Annotated in this window: 13 protein-coding genes; 7 read left to right on the top strand and 6 right to left on the bottom strand. The window is 73.1% G+C overall.

The annotated features are described in order from the left end of the window. Positions 1-331: 331 nt before the first annotated feature. From ACGRHY_RS19975 to ACGRHY_RS19960, 4 genes are all read right to left on the bottom strand, one after another. Positions 332-1,654, bottom strand: a complete 1,323-nt coding sequence (locus tag ACGRHY_RS19975; RefSeq protein WP_394636686.1) for an MFS transporter — start codon at positions 1,652-1,654, stop codon at positions 332-334. A 187-nt stretch (positions 1,655-1,841) separates the two neighbouring features. Continuing rightward, complete coding sequence (locus tag ACGRHY_RS19970) at positions 1,842-2,888, bottom strand: endonuclease/exonuclease/phosphatase family protein (RefSeq protein WP_394636685.1); 1,047 nt, start codon at positions 2,886-2,888, stop codon at positions 1,842-1,844. Positions 2,889-3,197: 309 nt separating this feature from the next. Further along, positions 3,198-3,800, bottom strand: a complete 603-nt coding sequence (locus ACGRHY_RS19965) for a TetR/AcrR family transcriptional regulator (protein WP_394636684.1) — start codon at positions 3,798-3,800, stop codon at positions 3,198-3,200. Then, entirely contained in the window at positions 3,797-5,497 is a 1,701-nt protein-coding gene (locus ACGRHY_RS19960) for an MFS transporter (RefSeq protein WP_394636683.1), read from the bottom strand. Before ACGRHY_RS19960 ends, ACGRHY_RS19965 begins: the two co-directional genes overlap by 4 nt. 171 nt (positions 5,498-5,668) lie before the next feature. Between ACGRHY_RS19960 and panB the strand changes: the two genes are divergently transcribed. The 3 genes from panB to ACGRHY_RS19945 all read left to right on the top strand — a co-directional run bounded on the left by panB (position 5,669) and on the right by ACGRHY_RS19945 (position 7,998). Beyond that, on the top strand, positions 5,669-6,529 hold the full coding sequence (gene panB, locus ACGRHY_RS19955) for a 3-methyl-2-oxobutanoate hydroxymethyltransferase (RefSeq protein WP_394636682.1): 861 nt from the start codon (positions 5,669-5,671) through the stop codon (positions 6,527-6,529). A 168-nt stretch (positions 6,530-6,697) separates the two neighbouring features. Beyond that, positions 6,698-7,159: an Hsp20/alpha crystallin family protein gene (locus tag ACGRHY_RS19950; RefSeq protein ID WP_394638127.1), complete on the top strand. Its 462-nt coding sequence runs from the start codon at positions 6,698-6,700 to the stop codon at positions 7,157-7,159. Between the two features lie 62 nt (positions 7,160-7,221). Beyond that, entirely contained in the window at positions 7,222-7,998 is a 777-nt protein-coding gene (locus tag ACGRHY_RS19945) for a site-2 protease family protein (RefSeq protein ID WP_394636681.1), read from the top strand. Here the strand turns inward: ACGRHY_RS19945 and ACGRHY_RS19940 are convergent. Continuing rightward, entirely contained in the window at positions 7,985-8,206 is a 222-nt protein-coding gene (locus ACGRHY_RS19940; RefSeq protein ID WP_394636680.1) for a hypothetical protein, read from the bottom strand. The two genes, ACGRHY_RS19945 and ACGRHY_RS19940, sit on opposite strands and share 14 nt — an antisense overlap. A 370-nt stretch (positions 8,207-8,576) precedes the next feature. Here ACGRHY_RS19940 and npdG point away from each other — a divergent pair, with 370 nt between their 5' ends. Then, complete coding sequence (gene npdG / locus ACGRHY_RS19935) at positions 8,577-9,293, top strand: NADPH-dependent F420 reductase (protein WP_394636679.1); 717 nt, start codon at positions 8,577-8,579, stop codon at positions 9,291-9,293. A gap of 290 nt (positions 9,294-9,583) precedes the next feature. Here npdG and ACGRHY_RS19930 read toward each other — a convergent pair whose 3' ends face one another. Beyond that, positions 9,584-9,811: a hypothetical protein gene (locus ACGRHY_RS19930; protein WP_394636678.1), complete on the bottom strand. Its 228-nt coding sequence runs from the start codon at positions 9,809-9,811 to the stop codon at positions 9,584-9,586. A 53-nt stretch (positions 9,812-9,864) separates the two neighbouring features. Between ACGRHY_RS19930 and map the strand changes: the two genes are divergently transcribed. The 3 genes from map (at position 9,865) to ACGRHY_RS19915 (ending at position 13,316) form a co-directional block, all read left to right on the top strand. Further along, positions 9,865-10,722, top strand: a complete 858-nt coding sequence (gene map, locus ACGRHY_RS19925; protein ID WP_394636677.1) for a type I methionyl aminopeptidase — start codon at positions 9,865-9,867, stop codon at positions 10,720-10,722. Between the two features lie 121 nt (positions 10,723-10,843). Further along, positions 10,844-11,509 carry a biliverdin-producing heme oxygenase gene (locus ACGRHY_RS19920; RefSeq protein ID WP_394636676.1) on the top strand — a complete coding sequence of 222 codons (666 nt, stop codon included), beginning with the start codon at positions 10,844-10,846 and terminating at the stop codon, positions 11,507-11,509. 145 nt (positions 11,510-11,654) lie between these two features. Further along, the gene (locus ACGRHY_RS19915) at positions 11,655-13,316 is read left to right on the top strand and encodes a cellulase family glycosylhydrolase (protein ID WP_394636675.1); all 1,662 of its coding nucleotides are present in this window, start codon (positions 11,655-11,657) and stop codon (positions 13,314-13,316) included. The last annotated feature ends 80 nt before the right edge of the window (positions 13,317-13,396 follow it).

Below are 13,396 nucleotides of genomic sequence, written 5' to 3'. Positions count from 1 at the left end.
CCGCCCGTTCCGCCCCAGCGAGGACCCGGCCGCCGGACGGCCGACCGCCGGAGGGAACGGGAAGGGGCTGTCCACCCGCACCCGAACGACGACGGAAGAGAACCGGGCAGAGGCCGCCCACCCGCACCCGGGCGACGGCGGGAGGGGACGGGAAGGGGCGGATGTTCCGGACACTCAAGCGTGATTTGTGGCCAATAGGCGCTTCAGCCAGCGGTGCACGGCAACGGCCGTAAATCATGCCGTCCGGAACGTCCGCCCCGGACCGGCCTCGACCCCCGCACGCACCCGCCCCCGCACCCGCACGCCCCGCCGCCCCCGGCGGAACCCGCCCTCAGCGAACCCCGGCCCCACCCCGGCCAGCCGCCTCCTCCCGCGAACCGACCCCGCGCGCACCCGCCTCACGCGCGCCCGCCCCGCGGGCCACCACCCGCGACCGCCGCCCGGATGACGCCCCCCGGTCCAGCACCCCCGCCACCACGGCGATCGCCAGACCCACCACCGCCAGGCCCGCGCCCACCAGCGCCGGGGACGTCCACCCCCAGCCCGCCGCGATGGCCGTGCCACCGGCCCACGCACCGCCCGCGTTCGCCAGGTTGAACGCGGAGTGGTTGGAGGCCGCGGCGAGCGTCGGCGCGTGGCGCGCCTTCTCCATCACGAGCATCTGCAGCGGTGTGGTGGTCATGAACCCCACCGCACCGATCACCACCACGGTCGCCATCGCCGCCCACGGCACGTGGACGGTGAACCGGAACGCCACCAGCACCAGCGCCAGCGCACCCAGCGCCCCGTACAGCGTGGGCCGCAGCGCACGGTCGGTCAGCGGCCCCGCGGCCAGCGCACCCAGCGTCATGCCGACGCCGAAGAGAGCCAGCACGACCGTCACCGACGACTCGGCCATCCCCGTGACCTCGGTGACCATCGAGGCGAGGTAGCTGTAGAGGGCGAAGACGCCCGCGAACCCGAAGACGGCCGTCAGCAGCCCGAGGAGCACCTGCCGGTCCCCCAGCGCCCGCACCTCACGGCGCAGCTCACGCACCACGCCACCGCCACCGGCACCGGCACCGGCACCGCCACCGGCATCCCCCGCACCACCGCCTGGCCGCTCCAGCGGCAGGTACGGCACCAGCGCCGCCAGCGCCCCCATCGCGGCCAGCCCGATCACGGTGACGACCAGGAACGTCGCACGCCACCCCAGTTGCTGGCCCAGCGCCGTACCACCGGGCACACCGACGATGTTGGCCACGGTCAGCCCCAGGAACATCGTGGCCACGGCCCGCGCCTGCCGGCCCTCCCGCACCAGGCGGGCGGCGACGACCGCGCCGACGCCGAAGAACGCGCCGTGCGGCAGCCCGGCCAGCACCCGTCCGGCCAGCAGCGTGCCGTATCCGGGAGCGAGGGCGGACGCGAGGTTGCCGAGGGTGAACAGGCCCATCAGGGCGATCAGCATCCGCCTGCGCGGGACGCGGACCCCGACGGCGGCCAGGAGCGGGGCGCCGATGACGACGCCGATGGCGTAGGCGGAGACGAGATGGCCGGCGGTGGGCACGGAGACGCCCAGGTCGTCCGCGACGTTGGGCAGCAGGCCCATCATCACGAACTCGGTGGTGCCGATCCCGAAGGCCGCGACCGCGAGGGCGAGCAGGGCCAGGGGCATGGGAGAGCCTTTCGACGCGGAGGGTGTACGCGCAGCGGGACGCGGGAGGCGGAACCGGTCCGCCCCGGACACGGGCAAGTCTCGCAGCTTTTTGTTCCGGCGCAAAACAAATAGGTGACGGCCGTGCCACGAACAGCGGACGGCCCGCCCCCGCACGGGGCGGGCCGTCCTCCGGGACCCGCGGGCCCTACCAGCTCACCGACGCCGCCAGCGGCAGATGGTCACTGCCGGTCGGTGGCAGCGCCCACGACGACACCGGCTCGACCCCCTTCACCATGATCTGGTCGATCCGGGTCATCGGGAACGACGCGGGCCAGCTGAACCCGAACCCGTCACCCGCCGCACCCTGCGTGGAGCGCATCTGGGAGGTGACGGACGCCAGCGCCCGGTCGTTCATCGTCCCGTTGAGGTCGCCCAGCAGCACCACCCGTCCGACGGGCTCCGCCACGATGGCCTCGCCCAGCAGGTCGGAGGCGACATCGCGCTGGCGGGCGGTGAACCCCGCCTCGAACCTCACCCGCACCGACGGCAGGTGCGCGCCGTACACGGCGACGTCCCCCCTCGGCGTGGCGACGGTGGCACGCATCGCCCGGGTCCAGCCGATCCCGATGTCCACCGGCCGGGCGTCGTCGATCGGGTACTTGCTCCACAGCCCGACCGTGCCCAGCACCGCGTGGTGGGGGTAGGCGTCCGCCAGCGCCTTCTCGTACTGTGCCACCGACCGGCCCGGCAGCTCCTGGAGGGACAGCACCTCGGCGCCGCTGCGCGCCAACTGCCGCGCCGTACCGGCGGGGTCGGGGTTGTCGGCGTTGACGTTGTGGGTGACCACCGTCAGGTCCCCGCCGGTGGCGCGCTTGTCGGTGACCAGACCGCCGAACATGTCCGCCCAGACCACCGCGGGCAGCAGCAGCGCCACCAGCGCGGTGGCCGAACGGCGCAGCAGCGCGGCCAGGAGCAGCAGGGGGATCGCCAGACCGGCCCACGGCAGGAAGGTCTCCAGCAGGCTGCCCAGGTTGCCGACCCGGTTGGGCACCCGGGAGTGCAGCGCCATCACCATCGCGGCCAGCACGGCCAGCACGGCCAGCAGCAGGCCGCGGCGCCACCGGCCCTCGCCGCCCGCCCGGGCGATCGCGCGCCGGAGCCGGGCGGCGGCGGAGGGGGCGGGGCCGGGGCGTCCGTCCACCGCGCCCCGCGTCGTCTCCGACTCCGCCTCGGTCATGTACGCCCGTGCCATCCGCCGTCCTCACTTGCCGTCATCGCGAGGCCGCCGCCCCGGTCCGGCGTCCCGGGCGGCGGCCGGTCTTGCTTGCTGGGCGTGCCGGCCGCACCGGGCGGCCCGTACACCTGTACGTCTGCCAGGACGAACGCGGTCCTGTGGCGGGTTCCTGACCTTTCGGCAGCACCCGCCACTGTAACGAAACACGCACATTCCGGCACGGCGCACAGGCCCGCATGCACGCACACCCGCCCGCACGCGGAACCACCGGGAACACCCCGGCTCCCGGCACCCCGGCGCTCCCCCGGAAAGCCGGACCCGGCCCGCTCAGCCGCGCGGCCGGGCACCGTCCAGCACCCCGTCCACGATCTGCTCGGACAGCCCCTCGGGCAACTCCCTCCACTCGTGCAGCAGGGCCCGCGACAGCATCGGCCCGACGAACAGCTCCCCCAGCAGTTCGACGTCCAGGTCCGCGCGGATCCCGCCCTCGGCCACGCCGCGCCGCAGCACCGCGTGCAGCGTCTCGCGCCGGGCGCGGATCACGGTGCCGTGGTACTCCTGCCACAGCCTCGGATGGCTGTGGAAGTGGCTCATCATGGTGCGCAGCAGCGCCGAGTCCCGCTTGGCCAGGCCCTTGCGCCGCAGCCCCTCCAGGATCTCCACCAGGTCCTCCCGCACGCAGTGGCCGCGCACCGCGACCTGGGGCTCGTCCAGGGCCCGCATGACGTCCAGCAGCAGTTCGTCCCTGCCCGGCCAGCGGCGGTAGACGGTCGCCTTGCCCACGCCCGCCTCACGGGCGATCCCCTCCACGGACAGCGCGCCGACGCCGGCCCCGCGCTCCAGCAGCCGCAGGGCGGCCGCGATGATCGCCCGGTGCGCGGCCGCGCTGCGCGGCCTGCCGCGCACCACCCCGGCCCCCTCCTCCCTCACCGCTCCGCCCCTGCCTCCAGGGCACCCCGCTCACGCCCCGGACCGGGCACGCCGGCCCCCTCCGGCTCTCCGCGCCCCTCCCCCTCGCCCTTCCCGCCCTGCTCCCGCGGCCCCCGCTCCGCGTCCGGGCCGCCCGGCGCGCTCCGCCTGCCGGGCATGAACAGCGCGACGACGACCGCACCGGCCAGAGCGACGGCGGCGGAGGCCACGACCGTGATGTGCATGGCGTGGACGAACGCCTCGTCGGCCCGCTCGGTCAGCGTCCGGCCCGCCGCGCCCATCCGCTCGGCCAGTGCCCGGGTGGCCTCGATGGACTCGCCCGCCGCGTGCCGGGCACCCTCCGACAGTCCCGGCACCCCGGCAAGCTCACCGTCGATCCGGCCCCGGTAGACCGCCGAGAGCAGCGAGCCGAGCACCGCGACGCCCAGCGCACCTCCGACCTGCCGGAAGATGTTGTTGACCGCCGAGCCGGAACCGGCCTTCCCGCGCGGCAGCGACTGCATGATCGTGACCGTGACGGGCGGTGTGACGTGCGCCATCCCGGCGCCCTGGACGACGAAGAGGACCTCCAGGACCCAGATCGGGGTGTCGGTGCCGAGCAGCAGGAACGCCGCCATGGTCGCGGCGACCGCCAGCAGGCCGGCCGTGCACGTGGCCCGGGCGCCGAAGCGTCTTACGGCCAGCTCGGCCCGGGGGGCGAAGAACAGTTGCGAGGCGGCGAGCGGGAGCAGCAGCAGGCCGGTCTGGAAGGGGGTGTAGCCGCGCACGCTCTGGGTGTAGAAGACCATGAAGAACGTCACGCCCATCAGCGCGAAGAACACCAGCGCCACGGCGGTGACGGCGGCCGAGAAGGCGGGCTCGCGGAAGTACCGGACGTCCAGGGCCGGGTGCCGGCTGCGCCTCTCGTGGAGCACGAAGCCGGCCAGGACGACGAGGCCGCCGCCCACCGTGAGCAGCACCTCGGGGTCGGTGAAGTCGGCGAGCTGCCCGCCCTTGATGATGCCGTACACCAGCAGCACCAGGCCGACGACCGACAGCAGTACGCCCGGGAGGTCGGGGCGGCCGGGCGCGGGGTCCCTGGAGTCGGGGACCAGTAGGGCCATCGCGATCAGCGCGGCGATCACGATGGGCACGTTGACCATGAAGACCGAGCCCCACCAGAAGTGCTCCAGCAGCACACCGCCGGTGGCCGGCCCCACGGCGATGGCCACGCCGACGCCCCCGGTCCAGATCCCCATGGCCCTGGGCTGCTCGTCGCGTTCGAAGACGTTCATCAGGACGGCGAGCGTGGAGGGCATCACGAGGGCGCCGCCGACGCCCATCAGCGCGCGGAAGGCGATCAGCTCGCCGGGCGAGTCGGACAGCCCGGCCAGCACCGAGCCGGCGCCGAACAGCACCAGGCCCGCCAGCAGCACCCGTTTGCGCCCGTAGCGGTCCCCGAGCAGGCCCGAGGTGAACAGCAGCCCCGCGAAGACGAGCGTGTAGGAGTTCACCGCCCATTCCAGCTGACTGTGGGTGGCGCCGAGGCCGGTGGGGGGCGGGGTCGCGATGGTCTTCATCGCGACGTTGAGGATCGAGTTGTCCAGTACGACGATCAGCAGACCGAGCATCAGGACGGCCAGGATCGCCCAGCGTCTGCGGTGCACGGCCTCCGGGACCGCCGGATTCGGTGGCACTTCGGAACTTACTGTACCCATCGGCACAGATTAGGACATTTACGATACGATCCCGTCTCGTATCGTTACGCGCTCCCCCGTGTCGCACCACAGCGGCCCCCTTCCCTCCCGCCCTGCGGTGGTGCCACCATGGACGCGGATCCGGGGACGCCGTGAGGGCGCCTCGAGACGACGAACACAGGAGCCGGCTCAATGACGCATGCCCAGCAGGCGGCCGACGGCAGCAGCAAGGCGCTGTACGGCGGAACGCAGCAGCGACGCATCACCGTGAGGGACCTGGCCGCCGCCAAGGAGCGCGGCGAGAAGTGGCCCATGCTCACCGCGTACGACGCGATGACCGCGTCCGTCTTCGACGAGGCGGGCATCCCCGTCCTGCTCGTCGGGGACTCGGCGGGCAACTGCCACCTCGGCTACGACACCACGGTGCCCGTCACCATGGAGCAGATGGCCATGATGTCCGCCGCCGTCGTACGCGGCACCCGGCGGGCGATGGTCGTCGCCGACCTCCCCTTCGGCTCGTACCAGGAGGGCCCCGTCCAGGCCCTGCGCAACGCCACCCGGCTGGTGAAGGAGGCCGGCGCCGGCGCGGTGAAGCTGGAGGGCGGCGAACGCTCGCTGGCCCAGACCGAACTGCTCGTGCGGTCCGGCATCCCCGTGATGTCCCACCTGGGCCTGACCCCGCAGTCGGTCAACGCGATGGGCGGCTACTACGTCCAGGGCCGCGGCGACGAGGCCGCCCACCGGCTCCTGCGCGACGCCAAGGCCGCCCAGGACGCCGGCGCCTTCGCCCTCGTCATGGAGATGGTGCCGGCCGAACTGGCCGCCGAGGTCACCCGCTGCCTGAGCATCCCGACCATCGGCATCGGCGCAGGCCCGGACTGCGACGCCCAGGTGCTGGTCTGGACGGACATGGCCGGCATGACGTCGGGCCGGATGCCGCGCTTCGTCAAGCAGTACGCGCGGCTGCGCGAGACGCTCGGCGACGCGGCGCGCGGGTTCGCCCAGGACGTGGTCGGCTCCGCCTTCCCCGCCGAGGAGCACACCTTCCACTGACCGGTGGCGGGCCGGCCCTCCCCCACCGGCCCGCCACCGGCTCCCCGCGGCGGCCCGCCGACGGCCTTCCACCGGCCCTGTCGGCGGGCCGCCCGTTATGTTCGGCCATGCCCGGATACCCGCCACAGCGCACGGACAGGCGACGAGGAGGGAGGCACTCCCGTGAAGATGCCAGTACGGCGCGGAGAGGGCACGCAGCGTCCGGCACGGCAGCAGCCGGGCTGGGGCTGGCGCGACCCGCGCAGCGAGTTCGAGAACCTGTGGTCCGAGGTGGGCCGGTTCTTCCAGCAGGGCACCACGCCCACCGGTGAGCGGCCCTGGGTGCCGCTGGTCGAGGAGGAGGAGACCGAGGACTCCTATCTGGTGCGGGCCGAGCTGCCCGGCATTCCGCGCGAGAACGTCTCGGTGGAGTTGGACGCCAACGAGCTGCACATCACCGGCGAGCTCGAGGAGGAGCACCACGGGAAGGTGCTCGGCCACCGCACCGGCAGGTTCTCCTACCGCACCATGGTCCCGCACGACATCGACGACGAGGCGGTCTCGGCCGACCTGGCCGACGGGGTGCTCACCGTGCGCGTCCCGAAGTCGCCCCAGGGCAAGCGGCGCACGATCGACATCAGCGCGCAGTAGGCCGACCGGGGCACGGGCCCCGGCTCGTGCCCCGGCAACCGCGCCGGGTACGGTCTGGCCCCATGAACAGACAGGTCAGCCCCGTGTTCCTGGGGCTCGTCACCGTCATGGGGGTGTCGGCCTGGGGCGTGTGGGCGGAGTACGCGGTGAACACCGGCCTCGCGGTGTTCCTCTTCGTCGTCTCGGCCTGGATCGTCTCCCTGTGCCTGCACGAGTACGCGCACGCGCGCACCGCGCTGCACGGCGGCGACATATCCGTCGGGGCCAAGGGCTACCTCACCCTCAACCCCCTCAAGTACACCCACGCGATGCTGAGCATCGTCCTGCCCGTGGTCTTCGTGATCATGGGCGGCATCGGCCTCCCCGGCGGCGCGGTCTTCATCGAGCGCGACCGCGTCCGCGGGCGGCTGAAGCACAGTCTGATCTCGGCGGCCGGCCCCCTGGTCAACGCCGCCCTCGCCCTCGCGCTGGTCGCGCCCTTCCTGCTGGGCCTGCTGGACGGCGCACCGGTCGCGTTCCGCTGCGCGCTGGCCTTCCTGGCGATGCTCCAGGTCACGGCCGCGATCCTCAACTTCCTGCCCGTCCCCGGCCTGGACGGCTACGGCGTCATCGAACCGTGGCTCTCGCACAGGGCCCGCCGCCAGGTGGAGCCCTTCGCGCCCTTCGGTCTCCTCGCGGTCTTCGCCTGCCTGTGGATCCCGGAGGTCAACGCCGTCTTCTGGGACGGCGTCGACGCCGTGATGGCGGCTCTGGGCGTCTCCTGGCAGGAGGTCGCCCACGGGCTGCGGTACTTCCGCTTCTGGGAGGGCGAGCCCCAGGACGTCTTCATCCCCTACTGACGCCGCCCGCCTCGGTCGCGGCCCGCTCCAGCCTGGCGCGGCGCACGTAGTACCAGGCCATGTTGGACGCCAGCCCGGCCAGCAGGACCCAGACGATCCCCACCGGCCAGGCCCCCTGCGCGAAGGACACCACCGCCGCGACGACGGCGAGGCCGCAGACGACCAGGGCGAACAGAGGGAGTCGGCGGGTCGGGGACGAGGGGGCCATGAGGTCGGGCTCCTGGAGTTGCGGCATCTACGACGGTCCCCATTGTCCCCCATCCGCCCCCGCACCCCCCGCGCCGGGGCCGCCTCCGCCCACCGGCGTGACCCGCCACCGCGCCTGTGCGGGCCACAGGCCCGCACCCGGGGCGCGCCACTGTTCCGCCCGCAGCCGGGCGACGGCGGGAGGGGACGGGGAGGGGCGGACGTTCCGGACACTAAAGCGTGATTTGCGGCCAATCGCTGGTCCAGGCAACGGTGTGCGGCAACGGCCGTAAATCATGCCGTCCGGAATGTTCGCCCCGGACCGGCCCCGACCCCCGCACGCACCCGGCCCCCACCGCACCGCACCCCGTAAACCCTGGCAGGATCGGATCATGACCTCGAACGATGCTTCCGCAGACGCCCCGAAGAAGGCACCCGCCAAGGACCCCTGGGAGCTGCCGGACGTCTCCGGCCTGGTGGTCGGCGTGCTGGGCGGCACCGGCGACCAGGGCCGCGGCCTGGCGTACCGGCTGGCCCGGGCCGGCCAGAAGGTGGTCCTCGGTTCGCGGACCGCCGAGCGCGCACGGGCCGCGGCCGGGGAGCTGGGCCTGGGCGTGGAGGGCACCGACAACGCCGAGTGCGCGCGCCGCAGCGACGTGGTGATCGTCGCGGTGCCGTGGGAAGGGCACGCCGCCACCCTGGAGAGCCTGCGCGAGGAGCTGGCGGGCAAGCTCGTCGTGGACTGCGTCAACCCGCTCGGATTCGACAGGAAGGGCGCCTACGCGCTGAAGCCCGAGGAGGGCAGCGCCGCGGAGCAGGCCGCCGCCCTGCTGCCGGACTCACGGGTGACCGCGGCCTTCCACCATCTGTCGGCCGTTCTGCTCCGGGACCCGGAGGTCGGGGAGATCGAGACCGACGTGATGGTGCTCGGGGAGGTGCGGGCCGACTGCGAGGTCGTCCAGGCGCTGGCGGGGCGCATCCCGGGGATGCGCGGCGTGTTCGCCGGCCGGCTGCGCAACGCGCACCAGGTGGAGTCGCTGGTCGCCAACCTGATCTCGGTCAACCGGCGGTACAGGGCGCACGCGGGGGTGCGGCTCACCGACATCTGAGCTTGGTACGGGTGCGGGTGCGGTGGGGGCCGGGTGCGTGCGGGGGTCGGGGCCGGTCCGGGGCGAACATTCCGGACGGCATGATTTACGGCCGTTGCCGCACACCGTTGCCTGGACCAGCGATTGGCCGCAAATCACGCTTTAGTGTCCGGAACGTCCGCCCCTCCCCGTCCCCTCCCGCCGTCGCCCGGCTGCGGGCGGAACAGTGGCGCGCCCCGGGTGCGGGCCTGTGGCCCGCACAGGCGCGGTGGCGGGTCACGCCGGTGGACGGGGGCGGCGCCGCGCGCCGCTCACTCCGTCTCGTCCCGCGGGGCGGGTTCGTTCCAGCGCGGATCGTTCTCCCACCGCTCGTTGCGCTCGCGGGCCGTGTCCATCGCCTGCTCGGCCTCGGCGCGGGACGCGTACGGGCCCAGGCGTTCCCTGGCCGGGCACTGGGGGCCCTCCTCGACCGTGTGGTGCGTGAGGCAGTAGAACCACTCGCCGGACTTGCCGGTCGCCTTGCGCTTGAACAGTGCCATGTGATCCATGCTGCCCCGCCGGGGCGTCGCCTATCACGGTTAGACTCGCGCACATGTCTGGCCAGTCGCTTCTCGTTCCCGGCACCCTCTCCCCGCACCGCGGCGTGCCCGCTTCGATCCCCCGTCCGGAGTACGTGGGCAAGGACGCCCCGACGCCGTACACCGGTCCCGAGGTACAGGACTCCGGGACGATCGAGAAGATGCGGATCGCGGGGCGGATCGCCGCCCGCGCCATGGCGGAGGCCGCGAAGCACATCGCTCCCGGCGTGACCACCGACAAGCTGGACGAGGTCGCGCACGAGTACCTGTGCGACCACGGCGCCTACCCCTCGACGCTGGGGTACCGGAAGTTCCCCAAGTCGCTGTGCACCTCGGTCAACGAGGTCATCTGCCACGGCATCCCGGACTCCACCGTCCTGCGCGACGGCGACATCGTGAACCTGGACGTGACGGCGTACATCCACGGTGTGCACGGCGACAACAACGCCACCTACCTGTGCGGGGAGGTGGACGAGGAGTCGCGGCTGCTGGTGGAGCGGACGCGCGAGTCGCTGAACCGCGCGATCAAGGCGGTGCGGCCGGGCCGGCAGATCAACGTCATCGGCCGGGTCATCGAGTCGTACGCCAAGCGCTTCGGCTACGGGGTGGTGCGCGACTTCACCGGGCACGGCATCAACAGCTCGTTCCACTCCGGGCTGATCATCCCCCACTACGACGACCCGCGGGCGACGGCGGTGATGAAGCCGGGCATGACGTTCACCATCGAGCCGATGCTGACGCTGGGCACCCACGAGTGGGAGATGTGGGAGGACGGCTGGACGGTGGTGACCAAGGACCGCAGGCGGACGGCGCAGTTCGAGCACACGCTCGTCGTCACCGGCTCGGGGGCGGAGATCCTGACCCTGCCCTGACGGTTTTCCGACAAGCCGTCGGCAAGATGTTGACTTGCGTGCCCGGTCGGCGAGAATCGGTCGGGTCCGGCGGCGTCCCGGTGGTGCCGCCCCCTCCCCCTCTGCCCCCCGGAGGCCCGCCTTGGTCGCGTCCGCCACGACTCCGTTCTCCGTCCTCATCCGCGAGGCCTCCCGGCAGCAGCACACGGAGGCGGAGGGTTCCGCGTTCATGGGCGCCCTGCTGGACGGCAGGCTGGGGGTGGAGGCGTACCGGCGCTACACCGAGCAGCTCTGGTTCGTCTACCGCGCCCTGGAGGACGGGGCCCGGGGGCTGGCCGGCGATCCGGTGGCGGGACCGTTCCTGTGGCCCGAGCTGGCCCGTACCGCCGCTCTGGAGCGCGATCTGACCCATCTGCACGGCGGGGAGGGCTGGCGCGGGTCGCCGGCCCCGCTGCCGGCGACGGCCGCGTACGCCGGGCGGATCGCCGAGCTGGCCGGCCGGTGGCCGGGCGGTTACGTGGCCCACCACTACACGCGTTATCTGGGCGATCTGTCCGGTGGCCAGATCATCCGGGGGAAGGCCGAGAAGACCTGGGGCTTCGCGCGCAAGGGCGACGGTGTGCGCTTCTACGTCTTCGAGGGGATCGACAACCCGGCCGCGTTCAAGCGCGAGTACCGGGCGGCGCTGGACGCGGTGCCGGCGGACGATCTGGAGAAGCAGCGGATCGCCGAGGAGTGCCGGCGCGCCTTCGCGCTGAACACCGCCGTCTTCCGCGAGCTGGGCGAGGAGTTCCCGCTCAGCGCGTGACGGTTCCGGAACCGATCCGTGTCACACCCCTTGACGCGGCATCGGCGGCGGCGGTTGATTGGGAGCGCTTCCACGCCAGACCGCGGGCGCTCGCGCCCAGCCGGTCTGACATCGTTGTCGGACATACGGTTCACTGGAGTGACAGATGAGACAACGCACCACCCGCAGGGCCGCCGTCTCGGGCGCCCTGCTCGGCTTACTGCTGCCGCTGTCCGGCCTGGGCCAGTCCGCGCAGGCCGCGTCCGGGACCACCGGGAGCACTGCCGCCACCGGCCTCCACGTCGGCGGCGGGCGCCTGCTGGAGGGCAACGGGAACGACTTCGTGATGCGGGGCGTCAACCACGCCCACACCTGGTACACCGGCGAGCTCGACTCCCTGGCCCACATCAAGGCCAAGGGCGCCAACACCGTCCGGGTCGTGCTCAGCAGCGGCGACCGCTGGACCCGCAACGACGCCTCCGACGTGGCGAACGTCGTCTCCGAGTGCAGGGCGAACCGCCTCATCTGCGTGCTGGAGGTGCACGACACCACCGGCTACGGCGAGCAGAGCGGTGCGGCCTCCCTGGACCAGGCGGCCGACTACTGGATCAGCGTCAAGAGCGCGCTGGAGGGCCAGGAGGACTACATCGTCGTCAACATCGGCAACGAGCCGCACGGCAACAGCGGCTACCAGAGCTGGGCCGACGACACCAGCGCCGCCATCCGCAAGCTGCGTGACGCCGGGTTCGACCACGCGCTGATGGTCGACGCCCCCAACTGGGGCCAGGACTGGTCGTTCACCATGCGCGACAACGCCGCGTCGGTCTTCGCCGCCGACCCCGACCGCAACACGGTGTTCTCCGTCCACATGTACGGCGTCTTCGACACCGCCGCCGAGGTGCGCGACTACCTGGGCCGCTTCACCGACGCCGGACTGCCGGTCCTGGTGGGCGAGTTCGGTCACGACCACAGCGACGGCAACCCGGACGAGGACGCGATCCTGGCCACCACCGAGCAGCTCGGCCTGGGCTACCTGGGCTGGTCCTGGAGCGGCAACGGTGGCGGCGTGGAGTACCTGGACATGGTCGAGGGCTTCGACCCGGACGCCATGACGAGCTGGGGCGAGCGCCTGTTCAACGGCGCGAACGGCATCGCCGCGACCGCGCGGGAGGCCACCGTCTACGGCGGCCCCGGCGACCCGGACGACACCACCGCGCCCACCCGGCCGGGCACCCCGGTGGCCTCCGGTGTGACCTCCGGCGGCGTCACCCTGTCCTGGGCGGCCTCCTTCGACGACACCGGGGTGACCGGTTACGACGTGGTGCGCGTCGAGGGCACCTCCGAGACCGCCGTGCGCAGCGTCACCGGCACCTCGGCGCAGATCACCGGTCTGACGGCCGAGACCTCCTACACCTTCGCCGTGTACGCGCGGGACGCGGCCGGCAACCGCTCCGAGCGCTCGGCGGCGGTGGACGTCACCACGAGCCGGGGCGGCGATCCCGCGCCGGGCGCCTGCTCGGTCGGCTACAAGGTCGTCGGCCAGTGGCAGGGCGGCTTCCAGGGCGAGGTGGTCCTCCGCAACACCGGCACCTCCGCGATCAGCGGCTGGACGCTGGGCTGGCGGTTCGCCGACGGCCAGACCGTCACCAACATGTGGGGCGGCGTCCCCGGCCAGAGCGGGGCGGCCGTCACCGTCGAGCCCGCCTCGTACACCGCGCACATCCCGGCGGGCGGCTCGGTGACCATCGGTTTCACCGGCACCTGGAACGGCTCCAACACCGCCCCCGACGCGTTCACGCTCGACGGCGCCGCCTGCGCGGTGTCCTGAGCACCGGCCGTGACGCGTGCCGTGACGCGGCCGGTGTGACCGCTCCCGGCCCCGCCCCGAGCCGGCCCGAGCCCGGCCCG

It is taken from the genome of Streptomyces shinuiensis, assembly GCF_043660855.1.
In the GTDB taxonomy this organism is placed as follows: Bacteria; Actinomycetota; Actinomycetes; order Streptomycetales; family Streptomycetaceae; genus Streptomyces.
Note: the sequence above shows the minus strand (reverse complement) of the source record. Positions and strands in the feature narration are given on the sequence as shown.